This window comes from Roseateles sp. GW821-FHT09G09, from assembly GCF_059415965.1.
The window spans coordinates 170,594-192,506 of record NZ_JBWKOG010000002.1; the positions used below are offsets into that span (position 1 = coordinate 170,594).

At 69.7% G+C, this 21,913-nt stretch carries 19 protein-coding genes; 6 read left to right on the forward strand and 13 right to left on the reverse strand.

The window, feature by feature from the left end; translation table 11 throughout:
- Nucleotides 1-360: 360 nt before the first annotated feature.
- From AC07O8_RS05720 to AC07O8_RS05730, 3 genes are all read left to right on the forward strand, one after another.
- Nucleotides 361-1,227, forward strand: coding sequence for a CPBP family intramembrane glutamic endopeptidase (locus tag AC07O8_RS05720; protein WP_495047119.1), 867 nt, complete (start codon nt 361-363; stop codon nt 1,225-1,227).
- Between the two features lie 19 nt (nt 1,228-1,246).
- Nucleotides 1,247-2,359 (forward strand): porin, encoded by a 1,113-nt coding sequence (locus tag AC07O8_RS05725; RefSeq protein WP_495047120.1) that lies wholly within the window; start codon nt 1,247-1,249, stop codon nt 2,357-2,359.
- A 127-nt stretch (nt 2,360-2,486) separates the two neighbouring features.
- The gene (locus AC07O8_RS05730) at nt 2,487-3,278 is read left to right on the forward strand and encodes a transporter substrate-binding domain-containing protein (RefSeq protein ID WP_331612790.1); all 792 of its coding nucleotides are present in this window, start codon (nt 2,487-2,489) and stop codon (nt 3,276-3,278) included.
- A 164-nt stretch (nt 3,279-3,442) separates the two neighbouring features.
- Here the strand turns inward: AC07O8_RS05730 and AC07O8_RS05735 are convergent, their stop codons facing one another.
- The 7 genes from AC07O8_RS05735 to AC07O8_RS05765 form a co-directional block, all read right to left on the reverse strand.
- Nucleotides 3,443-3,646, reverse strand: coding sequence for a hypothetical protein (locus AC07O8_RS05735; RefSeq protein WP_495047121.1), 204 nt, complete (start codon nt 3,644-3,646; stop codon nt 3,443-3,445).
- 119 nt (nt 3,647-3,765) lie between these two features.
- Entirely contained in the window at nt 3,766-5,925 is a 2,160-nt protein-coding gene (locus tag AC07O8_RS05740) for a peptidase domain-containing ABC transporter (RefSeq protein ID WP_495047122.1), read from the reverse strand.
- Entirely contained in the window at nt 5,922-7,139 is a 1,218-nt protein-coding gene (locus tag AC07O8_RS05745) for an HlyD family secretion protein (RefSeq protein ID WP_495047123.1), read from the reverse strand. Before AC07O8_RS05745 ends, AC07O8_RS05740 begins: the two co-directional genes overlap by 4 nt.
- A gap of 464 nt (nt 7,140-7,603) precedes the next feature.
- Complete coding sequence (locus AC07O8_RS05750; RefSeq protein ID WP_495047124.1) at nt 7,604-7,888, reverse strand: EF-hand domain-containing protein; 285 nt, start codon at nt 7,886-7,888, stop codon at nt 7,604-7,606.
- Nucleotides 7,889-8,054: 166 nt separating this feature from the next.
- Complete coding sequence (locus tag AC07O8_RS05755) at nt 8,055-8,564, reverse strand: DUF4124 domain-containing protein (protein WP_495047125.1); 510 nt, start codon at nt 8,562-8,564, stop codon at nt 8,055-8,057.
- Nucleotides 8,565-8,673: 109 nt separating this feature from the next.
- Nucleotides 8,674-9,282: a VapC50 family PIN domain-containing toxin gene (locus tag AC07O8_RS05760; RefSeq protein ID WP_495047126.1), complete on the reverse strand. Its 609-nt coding sequence runs from the start codon at nt 9,280-9,282 to the stop codon at nt 8,674-8,676.
- A gap of 41 nt (nt 9,283-9,323) precedes the next feature.
- Nucleotides 9,324-10,115 (reverse strand): excisionase family DNA-binding protein, encoded by a 792-nt coding sequence (locus tag AC07O8_RS05765; RefSeq protein ID WP_495047127.1) that lies wholly within the window; start codon nt 10,113-10,115, stop codon nt 9,324-9,326.
- Between the two features lie 109 nt (nt 10,116-10,224).
- Between AC07O8_RS05765 and AC07O8_RS05770 the strand changes: the two genes are divergently transcribed.
- On the forward strand, nt 10,225-11,145 hold the full coding sequence (locus tag AC07O8_RS05770; RefSeq protein WP_495047128.1) for a class I SAM-dependent methyltransferase: 921 nt from the start codon (nt 10,225-10,227) through the stop codon (nt 11,143-11,145).
- Between the two features lie 55 nt (nt 11,146-11,200).
- Here the strand turns inward: AC07O8_RS05770 and AC07O8_RS05775 are convergent, their stop codons facing one another.
- The gene (locus AC07O8_RS05775) at nt 11,201-12,535 is read right to left on the reverse strand and encodes an aminotransferase-like domain-containing protein (protein ID WP_495047129.1); all 1,335 of its coding nucleotides are present in this window, start codon (nt 12,533-12,535) and stop codon (nt 11,201-11,203) included.
- 90 nt (nt 12,536-12,625) lie between these two features.
- On the opposite strand from AC07O8_RS05775, the gene AC07O8_RS05780 reads away from it, so the two are divergent.
- A complete protein-coding gene (locus AC07O8_RS05780) occupies nt 12,626-13,495 on the forward strand; it encodes a DMT family transporter (RefSeq protein WP_495047130.1) in 870 nt (289 codons plus the stop codon).
- A 235-nt stretch (nt 13,496-13,730) separates the two neighbouring features.
- Nucleotides 13,731-14,135 (forward strand): GFA family protein, encoded by a 405-nt coding sequence (locus tag AC07O8_RS05785; protein ID WP_495047131.1) that lies wholly within the window; start codon nt 13,731-13,733, stop codon nt 14,133-14,135.
- 291 nt (nt 14,136-14,426) lie between these two features.
- Here AC07O8_RS05785 and mdoH read toward each other — a convergent pair whose 3' ends face one another.
- The 5 genes from mdoH to AC07O8_RS05810 form a co-directional block, all read right to left on the reverse strand.
- Nucleotides 14,427-16,604: a glucans biosynthesis glucosyltransferase MdoH gene (mdoH, locus tag AC07O8_RS05790; protein ID WP_495047132.1), complete on the reverse strand. Its 2,178-nt coding sequence runs from the start codon at nt 16,602-16,604 to the stop codon at nt 14,427-14,429.
- Between the two features lie 11 nt (nt 16,605-16,615).
- On the reverse strand, nt 16,616-18,124 hold the full coding sequence (locus AC07O8_RS05795; RefSeq protein WP_495047133.1) for a glucan biosynthesis protein G: 1,509 nt from the start codon (nt 18,122-18,124) through the stop codon (nt 16,616-16,618).
- 244 nt (nt 18,125-18,368) lie between these two features.
- On the reverse strand, nt 18,369-19,730 hold the full coding sequence (locus AC07O8_RS05800) for a sigma 54-interacting transcriptional regulator (protein WP_495047134.1): 1,362 nt from the start codon (nt 19,728-19,730) through the stop codon (nt 18,369-18,371).
- A gap of 79 nt (nt 19,731-19,809) precedes the next feature.
- Nucleotides 19,810-20,457 (reverse strand): hypothetical protein, encoded by a 648-nt coding sequence (locus tag AC07O8_RS05805; protein WP_495047135.1) that lies wholly within the window; start codon nt 20,455-20,457, stop codon nt 19,810-19,812.
- The gene (locus AC07O8_RS05810; protein ID WP_495047136.1) at nt 20,454-21,902 is read right to left on the reverse strand and encodes a sensor histidine kinase; all 1,449 of its coding nucleotides are present in this window, start codon (nt 21,900-21,902) and stop codon (nt 20,454-20,456) included. Before AC07O8_RS05810 ends, AC07O8_RS05805 begins: the two co-directional genes overlap by 4 nt.
- Nucleotides 21,903-21,913: the final 11 nt, after the last annotated feature.

The window sequence follows — 21,913 nt, forward strand, 5'->3', positions numbered from 1 at the left end:
GATGATTGAAGGCTTGGTGAAGGAAGCGTTGGGGAGTGCGCAATGAAAAAAGGGCGCCGAAGCGCCCCTGTGAGTGGTTACCTACGCGGGTTTGAATCACCCGTCTGGTTATTGGATCAGGTGTTTACCAGTTCTCCCTCGCATACTGCTGCAACTTCTTCGCCCCGCAAATCATGGCCGCAACGACTGCGTTTTCTTGCGAAGCCTTGATGCTAGTCAATGGGTGCGATTCGGCGACGTGTTTTCAACAGTTAGTTGTTAATAGGTGTCGTTATCTATCTATCTGTGCGAGCGGGCAAATCCGGTTGTCGCCGTTTGCTGGCTGGATAGGATGTGGTGGTTATTCATTCACTCATCACCATGTCGAATTTCGAGCGTCCAATTGAAATGGTGTGTCAGGGGGCAAAACGCACCCTTGAATTCATTCTCTTGCTTCTCACGGTGGCCGCGATTTGCACGGCGGTAAGCCTTGCTGGTAAAACGATTTTCGGAAACACCATTTCCGATTCGCTCCAGTTGAGTCCCTCAATTCAAGTGCTTTCATTGCTGTGCATCCAGATGCTCCCGGCACTTTGGTTGCTCGCCGTCATCAAGCGCGGTTATCCGCTGCGAACACTGCTTCGAGTCCCCGTGCGGACCACGTCAGGCCTGGTGGTCGCAGCGGTTGTGTCCATCACGCTCGCGGCGAGCCTGGTCGATGTCGAGGCCATCCGATCGAACGGGTTCTATCCAATCGATCCTCGCGTGCATCCGGGCGTCTGGACCTCTGCGGTCGCAACCATGACCTTCAGCGCGCTCTTCGAGGAGCTCTTTCACCGAGCCCTGCTCCAGCCGTTGCTCGCCAGACTCTTCGCCAATCAACTCGCGGGACTGCTGGGCGCTGCACTGATCTTCACGGTGATGCATCCGTTGGCGAACGCGGTGCTGGTGGTCCCCGGCGCTTTGCTGCTGGGAACCGTCTTCCTGCGCACACGTTCGGTGGTTTGCACGACCATGCTGCATCTGGCCATGAACGTGACGGTCGACCTGCTGAAGGGGAATCACTTGATGGTGTCGCCGCTGCTCAGCGCTGAAGAGTTCGCACCGATGCGGCCTTCCATTGGTGGGGCACTCATCCTGCTCACGATCGCCTTCGAACTCTGGCATCGCCGCGATGATCGACGTGCATGGCCGTCTCCCCCGAACGAGAGAACCGCAATCGCCGGTGGCGCGACAACATCGGTGTGACGCCACCTCGCTCGCTCCGATGCCGTACCGCTCCTTGCCCTCGCTCGTCCTCGGCGGTCTCGCGTTCGTCGCGAGCGCCGCCCACGCTCAATCCACCGTTACGGTCTACGGCCGCCTCAACGTTTCCCTCGAGCACGCCGACGCCGGCCATTCCCCTCGTGACCGCGCCATCAACCGCGAGTCCAACAACCGCTCCGTCATCGGCTTCCGCGGCGTCGAGGACCTGGGCGACGGCCTCCAGGCGCTGTTCCAGATCGAGGGCTCGCTCGCCCTCGACACCGGCGTCGGTCCTTCGCTCGCCAACCGCGATACCCGCGTCGGGCTGCAGACCCCTTACGGCCTGCTGTTCGCCGGCCACTGGGGCACGCCCTACCTGCTGGCCACCAGCACCTTCGATCCCTGGTACCCCACCACCGCCGGCTACATGGCCCTGATGGGCAACGGCTCCGCGCCGACCACCAACCATCTGACCAACACCGCGTCCTTCGACCGGCGGCAGCAGAACATCGTCCAGTACTGGACCCCGGCGTGGAGCGGCCACTCCTGGCTCAGCGGTCTGACCGGCCGCATCGCCTACGCCGTCAACGACGGCGAGGTCGGCCCGAACGGCGCCAGGCCGCAACTCCTGTCCGCTTCCCTCACCTGGGACGACGGCCCCTGGAACCTCGCGCTCGCCCATGAGCAGCACCGCGACTACCAGGGCCCACACCTCACCGATTCCGCCACCAAGCTCGGCGCCGCCTACCGCTTCGGCCCGGGCCGCCTGGCCACCGCCATCGAACGACTGCGCTACGAGACGCCGCTCGGCGCCTTGACGCGCGACAGCGTCTACGTCGCCGCCACCTGGCAGATCGGCGCCACCAGCCTGCGCGCCAGCTTCACGCATGCCGGCGAGGGCAAGGGCCCGGCGGGCGCGCGCGTCGGCTTCGTCTCCGCGGGCGACGACACCGGCTCGCGGCAGTGGACGCTCGGCGCGGACTACACGCTGTCCAAGCGCACCGGCTTCTATGCCTATGTCTCGCGCATCGACAACCAGGCCCGCGCCGCCTACGACTTCGCAATCAACCCGGTCGGCGTCGGGGCCGGGGAGAAGCCCACCGTGTTCGCGGTGGGGATGCGGCACGCGTTCTGATCCGTCGCCGAATCACTGCCGCCCCGCCGCCCGCTGCCCCTCATGTCTTGCACGGCATATCCATATGCCCGTTGACGTGGACGACTGATGGCAACATCAGCCCTTCCTACGAACAACGAGGGGCCCCATGAAAGCACTCCGCACTTCCCTGATCGCAGCCGCGCTGCTCGCCGGCGCTTCCCTCGCGGCCCACGCCGCCGACCTGCTCGACGACGTGAAGTCGCGCGGCACGCTGCGCGTCGCCGTCGAGGGCACCTACCCGCCGTTCAACTTCAAGGACGCCAAGGGCCAGCTCGACGGCTTCGACGTCGACATCGCCAAGGCCCTCGCCGCCAAGCTGGGCGTCAAGCCCGAATTCACCACCACCGAGTGGAGCGGCATCCTCGCCGGCCTGCAGGCCGGCAAGTACGACGTCATCGTCAACCAGGTCGCCGCCACCGACGAGCGCCGCAAGACCTTCGACTTCAGTGCCCCCTACGTCACCTCGTATCCGCAACTGATCATCCGCGCCAACGAGACCCGCGCCCTCAACACCGCCGCGGACCTGAAGGGCAAGAAGATCGGCGTCGGCCAGGGCAGCAACTTCGCCGAACTCGCCAAGTCCTGGGACGGCGCCGAAGTCCGCACCTATCCCGGCGCCACCGAGTACCTCCAGGACCTCGCCACCGGCCGCATCGATGCCGCCCTCAACGACAGCCTGCTGATCCCCTACCTCAAGGACAAGACCAAGCTGCCCGTCAAGGCCGGCGCCGCCATCGGCAAACCCGCCACCAACGCCATCCCGTTCCGCAAGGGCAGCCCCAAGTTCCAGGCCGCCATCGACAAGGCCCTCGCCGACCTGCAGGCCGACGGCACCTACGCGAAGATCTCCACCAAGTGGTTCGAACGCGACGTCAGCAAGCCGATCGAGAACAAGTGATCCGCAGGTGAGCCCCCGATGATCCCCGGGTCTCCTGGTAGACCACCGAGGATCCCTCTGTGATCGATCGATCACTCGGACGGGCCGGCGCGATGCTTCGCGCCGGCCCTTGTCTCTTGGACGTCCGCAAGCCTCTCGCAGACGTCCGTGCCGCAGGGCCACGATCAGCAGCTCTGGGACTGCAGCTTCACCTGGAGGGGCGCGTCCGCCGCGCCGGCCGCATTTGCCGAGGCCTGCGCCAGGCTCTCCGAGCCCACCAGGCCCATCGCGATCCAGGGGCAGGGCGCGCGGCCCTCCGGCGTGCCCGCCCAGCGATCGCCGCCGCTCACCAGCGCGATCTCCTGCGTCGTCATCTCTTCAAACATCATCAGCCTCTCGTGTCATGTCAGTCGTGAGGATCCGCTCTTCCGCGACCCCATGCCGCGGATGAACACGCATCGACCGGATCGCCTGGTCAGGCCCGCTCCGTCGTCGATGTGGATCCACTCTAGGTCGATGAGGCCTCGGAGAAACTCCCCCGCGAGGGGGCTTCGTCGGGGGCCACCGAAAGGGGGAGCGGCGTGGCCTCGCGCAGCGCGCCGCGTTCCAGCACCACCACGCGCTCCGCGCCGGCGATCGTGTCCGGACGGTGCGCGATCATCAGCCGCGTCAACGGCAGCCCGGCGAGGTTGGCCGTGACCGCGCGCTCGCGCGCGACGTCCAGGTGGCTCGTCGCCTCGTCGAGCGCCAGGACCTGCGGCCCGCGGTACAGCGCGCGCGCCAGCAGCAGCCGCTGCTTCTGTCCGCCCGACAGCCCACTGCCCAGGTCGCCCACCAGCGTCTGGTACCCCATCGGCATGCCGCCGATGTCCTCGTGGATCTGCGCCAGCATCGCGCAGGCCCGCACGCGCTCCGGGTCCGGCTGGGCGTCGAAGAAGGCGATGTTGTCCGCCAGCGAACCCGTCAGCAGCACGTCCTCCTGCATCACCGTGCCGATGCGGCCGCGCACGTTCTTCAGGCCCAGCTGCAGCATCGGCACGCCGCCGTAGCGCACCTCGCCCTCCACCGGCGCCAGCAGCCCCAGCAACAGCTTCATCAGCGTCGTCTTGCCCGCGCCGCTCGGCCCGGTGATGGCGAGGCTCTGCCCGGCCGGCACGGTCAGGTTCACGTGGCGCAGGATCCACGGCTCGTGGGGCCCGTAGCGGAAGCTGACATCGCGCAGCTCCAGGCTGGCCGCCAGATGCGCCAGGTCGTTCGCCGGCACCTCGTCCGGCTCGGGCGGCTCCAGCGCGATGTCGGCCAGGCGCTCCGCGTGCAGGCCCAGCATGCGCCACTCGACCGCGTAGTCGATCAGCGCCGACACGCGCCCGGTGAACTGCGTCCGGTAGCTGAGGAACGCGAACAGCATGCCCACCGTCATCGTGACCGCGCCGGCCTGCTGGCCGTCGAGGATCAGGCCGGCGCCGAGGTACAGCACCAGCAGGTTGGCCGCGCCGAAGAGGAAGGTGTTGGCGGCGTTCATCGCCGTCGACAGTCTGGCGGTGCGGACGTCGCGGTTCTGGACCTCGACGATCAGGTTCTGCCACTGCGCGTGGCGCTCCTGCTCGCGGCCGAACAGCTTCAGCGGCGTCATCGCGCGCAGCGTCTCGAGGAAATGCGAGCTCTCCCGTGCGGCGACGATCAGGCGCTCGGCGGACGCTTCCTTCAGCGGCCGGTAGGCGGCCCAGCGCAGCAGCCCGTACAGCGCGACCGCGCCCAGCACCACCAGCGCCAGCGGCCAGGCGTAGACCGCCATCATGACCAGCGCCGTCACGGCCATCAGCCCGTCGAGGACGGCCTCGATCGCGGCGTTCGTCAGCGTCTTCTGGATCGCCTCGACCGCGCCGAAGCGCGAGCTGATGTCGCCGAGGTGGCGGCGCTCGAAGAAGGCGACCGGCAGCCGGAGCAGGTGGGCGAAGGCGTTGCCGCGCCATTGCAGCGACAGCGTCTGCGTGAGCAGGATCAGCAGCCACGAGCGCGCCAGGCCGAGCGCCGTCTGCGTGACCAGCAGCAGGCCGAAACCGAGGACGATCACCTTCAGCAGTTCGCGGTCGCCGGTGCTGAGGACGTCGTCGACGATCAGCTGGCTGCACAGCGGCGCGACGATGGCGAAGAGCTCCAGCACCAGCGCGACCAGCAGGATCTGCGCCAGCGCGCGGCGCAGGCCGAGCACCTGGCCGGTGAGGGCGCGCAGCGAGACGCGCGGGGCCGGCGCGGCGTGCTGGAAGCCCGCGGCGGGCGTCAGTTCGAGGGCGACGCCGGTGAAGTGGTCGGAGACCTCGGCCAGCTTCAGGCGCCGTTCGCCGACGGCCGGATCGAGCACGGTGACCCCGTCGCCGCGGACCTTCGTCAGCACGACGAAATGCCGCAGGTCCCAGTGCAGGACGCAGGGCAGCGACAGCTTGCCGAGCTGCGGCAGATCCAGCTTCATCGGCCGGCCGGAGAAGCCCAGGCCCGCGGCGACCTCGAGCAGGTCGCGCAGCCGCATGCCCTTCAGCGCGGCGGGGAAACGGCGACGCAGCTCGGGCAGCGTCACCGCGGTCCCGTGCGCCGTGGCGATCATGGCCAGGCAGGCCAGTCCGCATTCCGCGACCTCGGACTGGAGGACGAGCGTGGGCCGGGGCGTCATGGCCGGACCCGTTTCGCCGTGGCCAGCAGCGGCTCCAGCAGCCATTCCCAGATGCGCCGGTGCTCCAGGGTCACGTCGGCATCCAGCGCCATGCCCGCGCGCAGCGGCAGGTCGTGGCCGTAGGCGGCGATGTCCTCGCGGTCCAGCCGCACGTCGATCCGGTACAGCGGCTCGTTCGCCTGCGCCGCGCTGACGAGCGCCTGCGCCTGCCCGGCGGGCAGGTCCTGCGGGGCGATGGGCGTCGGGCTCACGCGGGCGACCTCGCCTCTGGCCATGCCGAACTTCTGGTACGGATAGGCCGCGTAGCGCAGCCACACCGGCTGGCCGGGCTGGACGAAGCCGACCGTGCGGCTCGGTGCGTAGAGCTGGGCGAGCAGGCGCGGCGTCGGGACGAGGGTGACCAAGGTCTGGCCCGCCTGGACGGCCTGCCCGGCGCGCAGGGGCAGGGCGCTCACGCGCCCGTCGCGCGGCGCGGTGACGGCGACGCCGGCCCGCGCCTGGAGCTCGGCGCGCTCCTGGTCCAGTTGCGCGACCACGCGATCGAGCTGCGTGAGCGACGTGGCCAGGCCGGTCGGAATCGAGCTGAGTTCCGCCTCGAGCCCCCGCGCGTCGCGCGTCAGCGTCTCGATCGTGCGTTGCGCGCCGCGCTCGCGCGCGCGGAGGTCGAGCAGTTCCTCGTCCTTCTGCTGCGCCTGGATCTCGGACACGTAGCCGTCCGCGGCCAGCGCCGCGTAGCGTTTCCGGCTCCGCTGCGCGAGTTCGACGCGCTGGCGGACCATGTCCAGCTCCTCGACGGCGTGCGCGGTCTCGACACGCAGGCTGCGCAGGCGACCGGTGATCGTCTCGCGATGCTCGTCGGCCTGCCGGCGCTGCAGGCGGCGCTCGGTGGCCAGGCTGTCCCGCCGCGCCTCGACCGCGCGCAGGTTGAGCGCCGTCATGTCGCCGCCGTCGACCAGGCGCTCGCTGCGCACCCGCACCAGGGCCTGTCCGCGCCGCACCTCGTCGCCCTCGTCGACCAGCAGTTCCTCGACCTGGCCCGCCAGCGGCGCCGCCACCTGCAGCAGGCCGCCGACCGGCATCAGCAGGCCCGGCACGCGGGCCTTGCGCGAGACCTGCCCGATCAGCGCGAACGCGATCAGCGCGATCGCCAGGCCCACCGCGACCGCCGCGACGAGCCCGGCCTCCGGCCGTTGCGCGACGCGGATGCTCCCCATCCACGATGCCTGCTGAAACTCCGTGACCGCTGCCCGAAACATGCGCATTCGTCCAAGACGCCGCGATGGCGGCAACGGATCGGATTCTTCGGCGGTTTCAGACGCCGCGCGGGTTGGCGGGGAGGGGGCTCCGAAAGAGGATTGATTTCGCGCCGGAGACATGCCCGGGGGGAACGGGCCGGGTCGTCGATGACGTGGATGTGTGGGGCTCCGACTCGTCCATGCCGTCCTGGGCGGCCCGGACCCACCTCAAGGAGGGGGCGACTGCCGGGGATCCCCCAAAGCGGCTGCTGGGGATGGGGGAGGGCCGGTCGATGTCCGCGAGCGGAATCCCGGCCCGGATGTGGCGCGGCGCCCACGCCGGTGAAGGCGGGGCGCCGCGAGGGGGCCAGTCGTTGCCTGGGAGGGACCGCTTCACTTTCCGCTTTACTTCCCGACTTGCTTCCCGCGCCCTGCTTCCCGCCTTACTTCTTGCGGTCCTTCATCTGGGCCGCCGCATATTGCTTGACCTGGTCGAGCGTGACCGAGCCGGTCTTCTGCGTGTCGACCTCGTCGAAGTGCTTGGCCAGGCGCCGCATGCCGGCCTGGGCTTCGGCCTTGGTGAGCTTGCCGTCGTGGTCCGTGTCCGCGGCGGCGAACCGGTCCTCGAGCTTCTGGGCGGCCTTGCCGCTCTGGGCCTGCGCGGGCAGGGCGGTGAGGGCCAGGGTCGCGATCACGGCGCCGGCCATGGCGATCAGGACTGCTTTCATGGGAACTCCGCTGAAGTGGAGCCCTCAGCATCGCCGCGGCATGTGCTGCCCTTGATGCGGCGCCGGTAAAGCTTCGTCAACGGGCGTGGCGATCGATGTCGGCGGTCGGCCCGATCCGCGCAGCATGTCGACGGCAGCGACAGGAGATCGTTCCCACGACCCAGCGTCACTTGCAGAACAAGCGGATATCCCCTCTCGCGATCTGGCGATCGTTCTCGTCCATGGGGCCGCCGAACATGCGGCGGACCGAGCCATTCAGGATGTCTCTGGCGAGCGCGCACTTGTAGGCGTCCGTCTCACGGTTCAGGCCGCGGGACAAGGCGGGAGGCGGATCGTTCCCGCCATTGGCCGGTTGCGGGAAGACGGCGTGGGGCCGATCCGTGTTGGCAGGCGGTGTCGGCAGCGGCGGCGGCATGGGCCGCAGCGGACGCGGCACCGGGGGAGGTGGCGGCTGGGGTGGCGGGGGCGGCTTGAGTTCGGTGGCGCGGGCTGCGGCGTCGGGCTCGGTCGGCTTGCGCTCCGAGTACTGGACGCGGCCGTCGGCATCCACCCATTTGTAGACCTGCTGCGCCTGCGCGGCGATCGCCGGCAAGGTCAGCGCGGCGGCGATCGCCGCTCTCCGCAGAAGGACCTGGACGTCCGACCGCTGCACGTGCTTCTGCGCCTGACATGCCATGGCGCCCTCCCTGAAATCGTCTGTTCTTGTGAAAGCGGGAACTCTAGCGAAGAGGAGGCGCGAATTGCATCCCTCTGTGAGGGGATCGCACAAGGCCAAGCGATTCCTTTCATGCCTGGAAGCCCCACAGTTCAGCCAAAGCGAACGCTGCGTGGCGGCAGCCCGCACCGACCAGAAGCGTCAAGAACACTTGCTTCGATACCGGGGGACGGCGAAGCCTGGCACAAAGCGTCGACAACACACTGGAGGCCGTTTCGGGAAATCGCGCCAGCAAGCGGCGCAGGAAGTGGTCGGGCGTGGACACCAACACGTCTCGCGCATCGAATGCACTCTGCGGAAGATCTCGGATGTTGTGACTGACCAAGACCACAGCGTTTCGCTGCATGGACATCAGGCTGGCCTTCAACGCACCTGCGGCGACATGCCGGTCCTTTGCATCAGTCTTTCCGTCGAAGTGCGGCACGAGTGAATCAATGTCGCGGACCGTAGCGTCTGGAAAGGCGCGTGCCATGTCCGCGAACAACTTCTCCACCGAGGCAGGGTGGAGCCGATATCGCCCTCGTGTGTCAAGCAGGTTGCGGCGCGTCTCATCGAGAACGAGTGACGTCCACCGAAGATGGAAGAGTCTTGCTTGAGCAAGGTCTAGAAAGATCGACCTCAAATACTGCGGCACGAGGATGTTGGCATCCAGAAATACGATCACTTGGGTCGATTCCAACAACGCGTCCAACGAAGCGGTGGTGCATTCCGTCCGACGCCTCATCGAGTTGCCTTTCCCCGCTTCGCTAGCCCCGACGCCGTCTTCGAGCCTGCCGGGAGGGATGGTTTCTCTCGTGCTTGCCCGGACATCTTGGTCCATCGAATGCCTGATGCTTTGCCTGCCGCCAGCAGCGTCTGGTGCTCACGTGCTCGGAGGTCTTGCGTCAGACCTTCGATCCCGTCGAGCGCCGCGCGCTCACGCAGATGCGTTTCCCGGTACGCCATGACGCCGGCACGCGAGACGCGCCGGTGTCCGCCCTGCGTGACCTCCATCGATCCCAGTTCGCCTTGATCGCACAACATCGCCACATGCGGCCGGCTCAAGCCGAGCAGCGCCGCTGCTTCGGAGGTCCGGATCAGATCGGGCGCGGGCGCCATCACGGCCGGCGCCGTGGACGGAACCAGCCTGAGCAGCACCGATCCCGGCTGCGTCGGGTCCGCCAGATACTCCACCTTCACCCGTCGATCTCCGAATGTCTGATCCCTCACCCGCATCACCGAGCTCGCCAGCACTTCCAGATCGGTCAGCGCCTGCTCCAGCGTGCGGTGCACGTCGGCCAGGGCCTCCGGTGCCGGATAAGGATCGTCCTCGCTCAGATGCGCGCAGATCGCGAGCGCCCGCTGGATGGCGGCGCTGACCGACTCCGGCGCGCTGTTGCTCGCGCCAGGCGCGAGACGCATCGGCTTCGATCTGCGCCGTGGCTTCTCGAGCTCCGTCTGCGGCGCGGGCGGCGGCGTCGCCCGGCGTGTGAGAGGCGGACGGGCAGAGGGGGAGGGCTTCGAGGTGCTCATGGGGACCATCCTAACGCTGTCACCATGAACTCGAAAATAACGAAAATGAGCTAGCCAGTCGAAGTCAGCACTGCCTGTCTACACTGACGCCCCTTCCCCGAATCCCCTCATGCAAGCGCTCCTCGACGCCATCGCCGCCCTCGCGCGGCCCACCGACGCCTGCCGCGTCTTCCACGGCCGCGGCGGCCGGTTTCCCGGCTGCGAGCAGTGGGCGCTGGACGCCTATCCGCCGGTCTTCCTGTTGACCAGCTTCGCGCCGGTCACGGAGGAGGAACTGGCCCGCATCGGCGACGCCCTCGCCGCGCGCTGGGCCGTGATCGCCCCGGGCGAGCCGCTGAACTGGCTCTTCCAGCACCGCGACGAGAACCGCCCCACCAACCGCCTGATGGCCGGCGCGCTGCCCGACGAGCACATCGTCGAGGAGGACGGCGTGCGCTTCCACGTCAACCTGCCGCACGGCCAGAACCACGGCTTCTTCCTCGACATGGCCGAAGGCCGCCGCTGGGTGCGGCGCTGGGCGCAGACGCATCCGGGCGGCTCCGTGCTCAACCTCTTCGCCTACACCTGCGCGTTCTCGGTCGTCGCGCGGCACGCGGGCGCCGGCGCCGTGGAGAACTACGACATGGCGCGCGGCCCGCTCTCGACCGGGCGGCGCAACCACCAGCTCAACGGCGTGCAGGACCACGCCGCCTTCCACGCGCACGACATCTTCAACTCGTGGGGAAAGATCCGCCGCGGCGCGCCCTACGACCTCGTCGTGCTCGACCCGCCGAGCTACCAGAAGGGCAGCTTCGTCGCGACCAAGGACTACGCGCGCCTCGCCCGCAAGCTGCCCGAGCTGCTCGCGCCCGGCGGCCATGCGCTCGTGTGTCTGAACACGCCCAAGCTGGGCACCGATTTCCTGCGCGAGACGATCGCCGCGGAAGCGCCGGCACTCGAATTCATCGAGCGCGTCGCCAATCCCGAGGCCTTCGCCGACGTGTCGGAGGAGCGTGCGCTGAAGGTGCTGGTCTACCGGCAGCCGCGGTAGCGGGACAGCGCCACCGAAGGCGCAACGTGCAGGGCGGTCCGGCGCGGCGGCGCGCTCAGAAGCTCCTCGCCTCGATCGCCTCCCTGACGCGGTCCAGCGCGACGCGCAGCCGCGCGATGTCCACCGACCCGAGCGCCAGCCGGATCGCATGCGGCACCTGCCGGGTCGTGGCGAAGGGCTCGGCCGTCGACACCGACACCCGCTCGCGCTGCAGCGCCATCGCGACCTGGTCCGCGCGGACTTCCTCCCCCAGCGGCAGCCACACGAAGTAGGACGACGCATGCCCGACGCGTTTCATCGCACCGAGGCGTTCGGCGACGAGCCGCTGCCGCCGCTTCGCGTCCTCGCGCTTCTCCGATTCGAGCCGCGACACCGTGCCGTCCTCGAGCCAGCCGGCGGTGATCGCCGTCATCACGCCCGGCGTGTTCCAGGTCGTCGCGCGGATCGCCCGTTCGAGCGCGTGGACACGGTCCGCCGGCGCCACCGCGAAACCCACGCGCAGCCCCGCCGCGACGCTCTTCGAGAAGCCCGAGACGTAGACGGTGCGCTCCGGTGCCAGCATGGCCAGCGGCGGCGGCGGATCCTCGGCGAGGTAGGCGTAGGCGCCGTCCTCGATGATCAGCAGGTCGTGCCGCCGCGCGAGCGCCACCAGCTCGCGTCGCCGCGTCGCGGCCATCACCCAGCCCAGGGGGTTGTTCAGCGTCGGCATCGTGTAGATCGCCTTCACGCGGCGGCGCCGGCACAGCGCCTCCAGCGCGTCGAGATCAGGTCCCGCGCCGGCCGCCGGCACGGGGGCCAGCTCCAGCCGCTGCATGTCGGCGAGCAGCCGGAAACCGGGATAGGTCAACGCGTCGACGGCGACGACGTCGCCCGGCTCCAACAGCGCCATCAGCGTCACCGCCAGACCGTGCTGCGCGCCGTCGACGATCAGCACCCGGCCGCCGTCGACCGTCAGCCCGCGCCGCGCCAGATGGCGCGCGATGGCCGCGCGGTCCGCCGGACGGCCGCCATGCGGCTGGTAACGCAGCAGCGCTTCCAGATCGCCCGCGCCGGCCAGCTGGCGCAGCGCGCCGCGCAGCAGCTCGGCCTGGCCCGGCAGCGACGGGTAGTTGAAGCTCAGGTCGACCATGTCCGCCGCCACCGCGTCCAGGTCGACGCCCTGGCCCGCCGCGAGCGCCGTCTCTTTGACGAAGGTGCCGCGGCCGGTCTCGCCGCTGATCAGCCCCATCGCCCGCAGCTCCGCGTACACCCGCGTCGCCGTCACCAGCGCGAAGCCCTCGCGCGCCGCGAGGTCCCGATGCGTCGGCAGCCGCGCGCCGGCCGGCAGCACGCCGGTCCGGATCTCCGCCGCCAGCCGGTCCACGACCCCCTTGTACCTGGGCTGCGCCATACGTTCCCGTCTGTATCCATGACAATTCTTTGATTGTATTGATGCGCTCGCCTACGCTGCGCCTTCACTCCCCATCGAGGCACCGAGGACATGGACACCGCATCGCGGGGCTGGCTGAACGGATTCATCGGCATGCTGATCTTCAGCGGCTCGCTGCCGGCGACGCGTGTCGCGGTGGCGGATTTCGATCCGGTCTTCCTCACCGCGGCGAGGGCCACGATCGCGGGCGCGCTGGCGCTGCTGGCCTTGTGGCTGTTGCGGGCGCCGCGTCCGACGCGCGCGCAGGCCGTGCCGCTGGCCATCGTCGCGATCGGCGTGGTCATCGGCTTCCCGCTGCTGACGGCGCTGGCGCTGCGGCATGTGACCTCGGCGCATTCGGTCGTGTTCATCGCGCTGCTGCCGCTGTCGACGGCGGCGTTCGGCGTGCTGCGCGGCGGCGAGCGGCCGCGGCCGGTGTTCTGGATCTTCTCGCTCCTCGGCAGCCTGCTGGTCATCGGCTTCGCCGCCGGGCAAGGCCTGACCGCGTCGCCGGCGGGCGACCTGCTGATGCTCGCGGCCATCCTCGTCTGCGGGCTGGGCTACGCGGAGGGCGCCAAGCTCTCGCGCGCGCTCGGGGGCTGGCAGGTGATCTGCTGGGCGCTCGCGCTGTCGCTGCCGGCGATGCTCGCGCTCGCGCTGTGGCGCTTGCCGCCCAGCGTCGACGGCGTGGGTGCGGCGGCATGGGTGGGGCTCGGCTACGTGTCGCTGTTCAGCATGCTGATCGGTTTCGTGTTCTGGTATCGCGGCCTGGCGCAGGGCGGCATCGCCGCCGTCGGGCAACTGCAGTTGCTGCAGCCGCTGTTCGGCCTGGCGCTCGCGGCCGGGCTGTTGCGGGAGTCGGTGAGTGCGGGGATGCTGGCGGTGACCGTCGGCGTCATCGGATGCGTGGCTGGGGCGCGGCATTTCTCGCGCGCCCGCTGAACGGCCTCGGGCGTGGGGCGTGAGCCGTGAGCCGCGAGATCGCGCGATGCGATGGCGGCGCTGACGGGCACGTGGATCCGGAGCCTGCCGTTCCCGGCGCGAGGCCGGCCGCCTCCCCTGCTCCGGGGACGCGCGATCATGTCCCTGTCGCAACGAAGTCTCAGAGTTGTAGCCAGCGCACCAAGTGAGCGCTTAGCATGGCCTCTCCAGTGACGATTTCCAGGGAGGTGATCGCATGGCTTCACGTACCGCTTCTTGCAGTTGCGGCCAATTGAAGATCGTCGTGCAGGGAGAGCCGCTGGGCACCGGCCTCTGCCATTGCCTGGCGTGCCAGCGCCGCACGGGCAGCGTCTTCGCGACGCTGGCGGCCTTCGCCGAACCTTACGAGGTGGTCGGCATCGCCACTGAGTTCGTGCGCGCCGGGGATCAGGGCGCGCGGTTCCGGTTCCATTTCTGCCCGGTGTGCGGGAGCAACGTGTTCCACACGGAGGAGGGGGTCGAAGGATCGGTCGGCGTGGCGGTCGGCGGCTTCGCGGATCCTTCGTTTCCGCCGCCTCAGGACTCGGTCTATACCTGCCGCATGCATGGCTGGGTCCGGTTGCCGGAGGAGGTCAGGACCTATGACAAGGATCCGATGTAGCCGGGGATGACGTCGGGCGACGTGCGCCGGTTGACTGCCTGGACCCCGCGCGCTGCGCGCGCCCCTCACCCCGGCCCTCTCCCGCAAGCGGGAGAGGGAGTCCGACCGTCGCCCTTCTTACTCCCTCTCCCGCTTGCGGGAGAGGGTGGGGGTGAGGGCCAGCGGCCGTGGAAGTACTGAAGCCCTCTTCAGGAGAGGGCGGTCAGCACGTCCACCGGTCCCGGGCACCGCGCCTCCGCCATGACTCGTCGGCGGGCGCCCGGGCCGATGGGGCGTCTCTTCGTTCCTCGATCAGGCGGCCAGACGCAGTTCCGGACGCACTTCGGTCAGCGTCGACGGACGCAGCGGCTGCGCCAGGCGCAGCAGGTGATGCGGCTCGCTCAGGAAGCGCATCCGGTCGGCATTGCTCATCGCGTCGACGACGCCCGGCTGCGTCGCCAGTTCATGCAGGCGACGGGCACGCACTTCGGCGCGCTTGCCGGTGCCGACATCGCGACGACCCATCGCCTCGGCCGCCAGCGCGGTCAGGCGGCGGCTCGCCAGCAGGTCGGCGAAGCCGGGAAGGTGACGCTCCTGGCGACCATAGGCCCACGCATTGCGCAGCACCGTCGGCGTGAGGCTTTCTTCCGGAATCACCAGCAGACCGGCACCACGCATGCGCTCGCCCAGGCTGGACCGGCTCGACAGCACCGTGATCGGCGCGGCCAGCAGCAGCGGCAGGGCGATCGGCGCGATCCAGATCAGCGTCGACGGGCTCAGCGCGCCGATCACCGCGGTGATGGCCAGCGTCACCAGGCTGATGCGGCCGTAGGCGGCGAAGGCCTCGCGCCAGGACACGTCCTCGGCGGCCCGCGGCGGCGACTTCCAGTCCAGCGAGATCCCCGTCAGCGCGACCACGCAGAAGATCGAGTGCGCGACCATCCGCAGCGGCGCCTGCAGCAGCGACATGCCGGCCTCGGCGGCGCAGGAGGCCACCAGCTTCAGCGAGCCGCCGTACTGCGACTGCTCGCCGCGCAGGATCAGCGCGGCCACCGACAGCAGGCGCGGCAGCACCAGCATGCCGATCGTGCCGAACCACAACGCGGCCACGCCCGGTGCCAGCGAGCCGTCTTCCAGGAAGGGCTGGAACGCCTCGCTGCCACCGACGTTCCAGAGCAGCACGCCCAGGCCCACGTACAGCAGCCACAGCGGCGCGGCCAGGTAGGACAGGGCGCCGGTGACCAGCATCGCGCGGTGGACGCCGTGCAGGCCCGGTTCGGCGATCAGGCCGGCGTTCTGGATGTTGCCCTGGCACCAGCGGCGGTCGCGCTGCAGCTCGGCCAGCAGATGCGGCGGCTGTTGCTCATAGCTGCCCGGCAGGTCGGCCACCAGCCACACCTGGTAGCCGGCGCGGCGCATCAGCGCGGCTTCCACGAAGTCGTGGGACATGATGTCCTTGCCGCGCAGCGGGGCCAGGGCGCAATGCTTCATGAAGGGCTCGACGCGGATGATCGCGTTGTGGCCCCAGTAATGGGCCTCACCCAGCTGCCAGAACTGCATGCCGGCGGCGAAGAGGCGACCGGTCACGCGGCTCGCGAACTGCTGCGCGCGGGCATGCGGCGTGTCGTGGCCGCAGACCTGGTTGGCGGCCTGCAGGATGCCGGCGCGCGGATGCTTTTCCATCAGACGGACCAGGCCCAGCAGGCAGTCGCCGCTCATGACGCTGTCGGCGTCCAGCACCACCATGTAGCGGTAGTTGCGGCCCCAGCGGCGGCAGAAGTCGGCGACGTTGCCGGCCTTCTTCTTCACCCGGCGCTGGCGCCAGCGGTAGTGGATGCGGCCGCGGCCGGCGAACTGCGCGCGCAGCTCGGCCCAGGCGGCCAGCTCCTGCGTGCGGCACTCGGGGTCGCTGCTGTCGGAGAGGATGTAGACGTCGAACAGGCGCAGCGCGCCGGCCGCCGCGAGCGACTCGCAGCTGGCGCGCAGGCCGGCGAAGACGGTGGTGACGTCCTCGTTGCAGATCGGCATGACGAGCGCGGTGCGCGCGTCGGCGCCCAGCGCGTCATGGCCGGCGTCCTTGATGCTGATGGCGTGGCGGTCGCCGCGCAGCATGACCCAGAAGCCCATCACCGCGGTGACGCAGCCGGCGCTGACCCAGGCGAACAGCAGCGCGAACAGCCCCAGGTGCACGCATTGCAGCGCGAAGGCGAACGGATCGGACGCCCAGCCGCGGTGCGTCTGCCAGAGCACGCCGGTCGCCAGCGCGGTGGCGCCGAGGATGGACAGCTTCAGCGCGTTGCGGCGGTTCCTCGCGGCGGTTTCCCAGGCCTCGGGCGGCTGGGCGGCGGGCAAGGCGTCGACCGGCGGATTGCGCTGGCCCCAGGCGCGGGGCACCATCGCGCCGCGCTTGATCGCCGGGGCGCTCGGTCCGACGGGACCCGGCGCGGAAGCCGCCTGATGCAGAGTGCCGGTGGGCAGGGATGCGGTCATGTCGTGCTCCTTCACTGGGGAGGAAGAATCAGGCTCCAGGTCTCGGTGAGGACCTGTTGCTTTGTCTGGAGGAAGCCGCGCAGCTCGGTCGACTGACCGGGGCGGAGCTGCTTGATGCGGACGGCCATGCGCCAGCCGCCGGTGACCGGGTTCGGGTAGGCGTTGACCTCGGTGACCTCGCCGTTGCCGTTGGTGCTGGCGACGGCCTTGACCTCGGCGCCGGCCGGCAGCGCGGCCAGCGACGGCCCTTCGAAGTCGACGATGAACTGCTGCTCGTTCTTGTCGAGCTTGGCGTAGCTGTAGCCGGTGCGCGACTGCACCGCCCAGGCGCCGGGCGGGCGCTGCTGCTGCTCGCCCTGCAGGTGCAGGCGGTACGAGTAGTCCAGCGGCTGGCCCGGCGCGGGCTGCTTGGCGGGCACCCAGTAGGCGACGATGTTGTCGTGGGTCTCGTCGGGCGTGTGCAGCGACATCAGTTCCACCCGGCCCGGACCCCAGTCGCTGGTCGGCTCGACCCAGGCGGAGGGGCGCATCTCGTAGCGCGCCTCGGTGTCCTCGTAGTTGGAGAACTTGCGGTCGCGCTGCATCAGGCCGAAGCCCTTCACGCCGGGCAGGGTGAACGACGTCGTCAGCGTGCCGTTGGGGTTGATCAGCGGACGCCAGATCCATTCGCCCGTCGAGCTCGCGACCATCAGGCCGTCGCTGTCGTGGACCTCGGGCCGGAAGTCGCCCTTCTGCGGCTGGTTCTCGCCGAACAGGTACATGCTGGTCAGCGGTGCCAGCGCCAGTGTGGCGACCGGCGAGCGCATGAACAGCCGCACGCGCGTCTCGACCACCGTCTCGGCGCCCGGCTTGATCACGAAGCTGTAGACGCCGCTGGCGCGCTGCGAGTCCAGCAGCGCATGCACGGTCAGCGACTTGGCGTCGGCCGCGGGGCGCTCGATCCAGAACTCGGTGAAGCGCGGGAATTCCTCGCCCTTGCCGCCGACGGTGTCGATGGCCAGGCCGCGCGCCGACAGGCCGTAATGCTGGTTGGCGCCGAGGACGCGGAAGTAGCTCGCGCCCAGGAAGACGGCCAGCTCGTCCTTGTACTTGTCGTTGTTGAGCGCGTAGTGCGCGCGGAAGCCCGCGTAGCCGACGTCGCCCCACTTCTGCGGCGACAGCTGGCTGTTCTTGCCGTAGTCGAAGTCCTCGCGCTTGAAGGGGACAGGTCTTGCCTGGCCGCCGACGATCTCGTTGATGCGCACGGCCTGGGTCTGGTAGTGGCCCAGGTGGAAGAACATCAGCTCGAAGGGCAGCTTCTCCTCGCGCCACAGCGCGCGTGCCGGCTTGAAGCGGATGTCGCGCATCTGGTCGTAGTTGAGGTTCTTCAACTCGACCGGCAGCGAATCCGGCGGCGCGACGTAGGGCTTGGCGGCGAGCGCCCTGGCGCGCTCGGCCACCTCGTCGAAGCCGAAGGCCTGCGCCGAGGCGGTGGTCGCCAGCAGCGCCACGCCGACCGCGAGCCCGAGGAACGACCCCATCCACCGACGCTGGTCGGCCTGGAGGCGGGCACTGGCCGCCTGGATGAGGACCCGAGAGGAGGGGGTGTGAATATTTCTCATGTGACCGACCTATTGCAAGGCCTGTGCCACATGGGAAATCCGTTATGAATCAACGACTTGCGTCGTTGGTGCGGTGCCGCACACGGGAATTTCTGTCGCCTGAGGGCGACGCGATTGCCGCCGGTTATTCCAAGTGCTTGATTTGAAAGGACTTTTCTTGTCGCTATTCAGCGACAGGTCCGTCGGCGCGGAACATCGAGGGGTCCAGCCCGTTGCGCTGCAGCAAGCGGTAGAACTCGGTCCGGTTGCGGTCCGCGAGCCGCGCGGCATCGGCGACATTGCCGTCGGTGAGCTTGAGCAGGCCGACCAGGTACTCGCGCTCGAAGCGCTGTCGCGCCTCGGCGTAAGGCAGGACTTCGATGCTGGGCAGGCGCAGCGCGCGCTGCACCAGCGAGAGCGGGATCAGCGGCGACGTCGCCAGCGCGCTCACCTGCTCGACCACGTTGTGGAGCTGGCGCACGTTGCCCGGCCAGGTGGCCATGGTCAGCGCCTTCAGCGCCTCGGGCGCGAAGCCGTTGACGCGCTTGTCGTACTTCGCCGCGAGCTTCTGCAGGAAGTGCTGCGCCAGCAGCGGGATGTCCTCGCGGCGCTCGTCCAGCGTGGGCAGCGTCAGGCTGACGACGTTGAGGCGGTAGTAGAGGTCCTCGCGGAACTGGCCCTCGGCCAGCGCGGCTTCCAGGTCGCGGTGGGTCGCGGACAGGATGCGGACATCGATGGGCACCGAGGCGCTGGCGCCGACCGGCCGCACCTGGTGCTCCTGCAGCACCCGCAGCAGCTTGACCTGCAGCGGCAGCGGCATGTCGCCGATCTCGTCGAGCAGCAGCGTGCCGCCGTCGGCGGCCTGGAACAGGCCGCGGTGATTCGCCAGCGCGCCGGTGAAGGCGCCCTTGACGTGGCCGAAGAGCTCGGACTCCAGCAGCGGCTCCGGGATCGCGCCGCAGTTGACGGCGACGAAGGGCCGCTTGGCGCGCGGACTGGCGGCATGGATCGCGCGGGCGAGCAGCTCCTTGCCGCTGCCGCTCTCGCCGCGGATCAGCACCGGCGCCTGCGAGGCGGCGACCAGCCGGGCCTCGGCCAGCACCTCGGCCATCACGTTGGAGCGGCTGACGATGGACTCGCGCCAGAGCTGGTCGGGGCTGTCGTCCTGGTGGACGGCGGTGAGGGTCAGGGCTTGCGCGATGGTGTCGAGCAGCGCGCGGCCGTCGAAGGGCTTGGTCAGGTAGGTGTAGACGCCCTGCGCGGTCGCGGCGACGGCGTCGGGGATGGTGCCGTGCGCGGTCAGCAGGATGACGGGCAGGGCGGGGTGGCGCTCGCGGATCGTGTTGAACAGCGCCAGGCCGTCCATGCCGGGCAGCTGCACGTCGCTGAGCACCAGCGCGGGCCGTTGCACGTCCATCTGCGCGAGCGCGGCCTCCGCGCTCCCGACGGCGGTGACGTCGTAGCCGGCGGCTTCCAGCCGCATCTGCAGCAGCTTCAGCAGGTCGGCGTCGTCGTCGACGATCAGAAGGCGCGCACCACCGCTCATGTGACCCCCCCGTCCGCGGCGCGCCGCGACCGGTCCCCCGAGAGGATGTCGGCTGGCGTTGGGCAGCCCTGCGTGGCGCTCATGGCTTGTCCAACGCGGAACGCGGCCCGCCCAGGCTGCGTTCGATCGCCTTCAGCGCCTCGAGCTTGCGGTTGGCGTCGTCCAGGCGGCGCTGCAGGTCGTCGCGGGCCAGGCGGGTCTTGTCGAGCTCGCCTTCCATGCGGCGCTGCTCGGCGACGCGGTCGACGAGGAACTGCGCCATCGGGCGCCATTCGTCGGCCTCGGGGCGCGCGTCGCGCAGGACCTGGTCGAGCAGCGTCTGGGCGCGGAAGGTCTCGCCGTTGGCGTGGCTGAACATCAGCGCGAGCGCGAGCTGCACGGCGTTGCCGGGCGGCAGCGCGGCGTCGTCGCGCGGCGCGACTTCCTGCGCGAGCTCGAGCGGGCTCATCTGGCGCAGCCGGTCGTTGAGGTTGAGCACGATGCGCGCGGCGTTGTCGGTCGGCGCGACGACGGGCACCTGCACCGGCACCTGCACGCGCACTTCCTTGACGATGGTCCGGGGCGGCTGCTGGGCGCAGCCGGCGGCTGCGAGCGCACCCAGCGCGACGAGGAGCGGCGCGACCCTCGCCCCGACCGGGGAAGCGACCGAGGAAGCAATCGAAGGAGTGACCGAAGAAGCGACCCGCGAGGCCCGGCCGCCGGCGGCCGGCAGGGCGCGCGTCGTCATGCGTTCGAGGACTTCAGGAACCGGGGCGTGTGGGCGCATGGCAGCGTGATTCTGAAATGGGCGCCTGGGTCGGCGGGCAGCAGGTCGATGTGGCCGCCATGGGCGGCGATGTATTCGGTGACGATGGACAGGCCGATGCCGGTGCCCTTGAGCGCGTCGTCGGGCTGGCGTTCGCCGCGGTAGAAGGGCTCGAAGATGCGCGCCTGGTCTGCCGGGGCGACACCGGGACCGTCGTCGCGCAGGTCGATGGTGAGCTGGCCGTCCTGGCGGGCGAGGTCGATGTCGACGCGGCCGCCGGGCGGGGCGAAGCGTATCGCATTGGAGAGGAGGTTGCCGACGGCGGCCGCGATCTTGGCCGGGTCGACGTCCGCCTCGAGCGGTCCGCCGGACAGGCTGACTTGCAATCCGCGTGCCTGCCACTGCAGCCGCTGGTGATCGATCGTGCCCTGGATCAGGGACATGAGTTCGGTGCGCTGCGGCTTGAGGTCGCGAGCCTCGAAGGCGGCGGCGTTGAAGCGCAGCAGGTCCTCGATCTGGCGCTGCAGCACGGCGGTGTTGTCGCGCAGGATGCGGGTGACTTCCTTCTGCTTGTCGTTGAGCGGGCCGGCGACCTCGTCCTCCAGCAGCGCGGTGCCTTCGCGCAGGGCGGCCAGCGGGGTCTTGAGCTCGTGCGAGACGTGCCGCAGGAAACGCGCCTTGTCGGCATCGAGTTCCGCCAGCCGCAGCCGCAGCCAGTCCAGGCGCTGGCCGATCACGCGCAGGTCGGCGGGGCCGCGGATCTCGATGCGGTCGTCGAGCCGGTTCTCGCCCAGTCCCTTGATGGCGCGGGCGAGGTGGCGCAGCGGCCGGGTCAGGAAGATGCCGAAGACCAGCGACAGCAGCGCGGCCAGGGCGATCGCGCCCAGCACCTGCTGGCCCAGGAGCACGCGGCCGTTCTCGAGTTTGTCCTGCAGCACGCGGTTGCTGGTCTCGGCGTGCTTGCGGACGTCCTCGGCGAGGCTGCCGGTGAGGCCGCCCAGCTCGCGGAAGCGCGTCATCAGGTCGGTCTCGCGCTTGCGCGGGTTGATCGCGCGCGGCGTGTCCAGCAGCGCGCGGACTTCTTCGAGCTTGGTCTTCCAGGCGTCCAGCGGCGCGGGGGCCAGGCCTTGCGCGCGCAGCAGGGCGAGCAGGCGCTCGGCGTCGGCGGCGTCCTCGTCGAAGCGCTGGCGCAGCGCGCGGTCCTCCAGGACGGCGTACTGCCGCGCGGCGCGCTCCATGCTGACGCCGCGGTCGCCGAGCTGCTGCACCTCGTTGCTCATGCGCGCGGCGCGCACGACGGCCTCGCGGCTCTGCATCGTCAGCCGTTCGAGCGTCAGCAGGCCGCCCAGCGACGCGGCGGCGAGCAGGCCGGCGATCGACAGGAAGCCGATCAGCAGCATCTGGCGGAAGGAAATGCGGTTCAGCATCGGGCGGCAGT

Excerpts from the sequence above, each read along its gene's own strand:
- AC07O8_RS05720 (WP_495047119.1), top strand. The coding sequence starts at position 361 with ATGTCGAATTTCGAGCGTCCAATTGAAATGGTGTGTCAGGGGGCAAAA.
- AC07O8_RS05725 (WP_495047120.1), top strand. The coding sequence starts at position 1,247 with ATGCCGTACCGCTCCTTGCCCTCGCTCGTCCTCGGCGGTCTCGCGTTC.
- AC07O8_RS05730 (WP_331612790.1), top strand. The coding sequence starts at position 2,487 with ATGAAAGCACTCCGCACTTCCCTGATCGCAGCCGCGCTGCTCGCCGGC.
- AC07O8_RS05735 (WP_495047121.1), bottom strand. The coding sequence starts at position 3,646 with ATGATGTTTGAAGAGATGACGACGCAGGAGATCGCGCTGGTGAGCGGC.
- AC07O8_RS05740 (WP_495047122.1), bottom strand. The coding sequence starts at position 5,925 with ATGACGCCCCGGCCCACGCTCGTCCTCCAGTCCGAGGTCGCGGAATGC.
- AC07O8_RS05745 (WP_495047123.1), bottom strand. The coding sequence starts at position 7,139 with ATGGGGAGCATCCGCGTCGCGCAACGGCCGGAGGCCGGGCTCGTCGCG.
- AC07O8_RS05750 (WP_495047124.1), bottom strand. The coding sequence starts at position 7,888 with ATGAAAGCAGTCCTGATCGCCATGGCCGGCGCCGTGATCGCGACCCTG.
- AC07O8_RS05755 (WP_495047125.1), bottom strand. The coding sequence starts at position 8,564 with ATGGCATGTCAGGCGCAGAAGCACGTGCAGCGGTCGGACGTCCAGGTC.
- AC07O8_RS05765 (WP_495047127.1), bottom strand. The coding sequence starts at position 10,115 with ATGAGCACCTCGAAGCCCTCCCCCTCTGCCCGTCCGCCTCTCACACGC.
- AC07O8_RS05770 (WP_495047128.1), top strand. The coding sequence starts at position 10,225 with ATGCAAGCGCTCCTCGACGCCATCGCCGCCCTCGCGCGGCCCACCGAC.
- AC07O8_RS05775 (WP_495047129.1), bottom strand. The coding sequence starts at position 12,535 with ATGGCGCAGCCCAGGTACAAGGGGGTCGTGGACCGGCTGGCGGCGGAG.
- AC07O8_RS05780 (WP_495047130.1), top strand. The coding sequence starts at position 12,626 with ATGGACACCGCATCGCGGGGCTGGCTGAACGGATTCATCGGCATGCTG.
- AC07O8_RS05785 (WP_495047131.1), top strand. The coding sequence starts at position 13,731 with ATGGCTTCACGTACCGCTTCTTGCAGTTGCGGCCAATTGAAGATCGTC.
- mdoH (WP_495047132.1), bottom strand. The coding sequence starts at position 16,604 with ATGACCGCATCCCTGCCCACCGGCACTCTGCATCAGGCGGCTTCCGCG.
- AC07O8_RS05795 (WP_495047133.1), bottom strand. The coding sequence starts at position 18,124 with ATGGGGTCGTTCCTCGGGCTCGCGGTCGGCGTGGCGCTGCTGGCGACC.
- AC07O8_RS05800 (WP_495047134.1), bottom strand. The coding sequence starts at position 19,730 with ATGAGCGGTGGTGCGCGCCTTCTGATCGTCGACGACGACGCCGACCTG.
- AC07O8_RS05805 (WP_495047135.1), bottom strand. The coding sequence starts at position 20,457 with ATGACGACGCGCGCCCTGCCGGCCGCCGGCGGCCGGGCCTCGCGGGTC.
- AC07O8_RS05810 (WP_495047136.1), bottom strand. The coding sequence starts at position 21,902 with ATGCTGAACCGCATTTCCTTCCGCCAGATGCTGCTGATCGGCTTCCTG.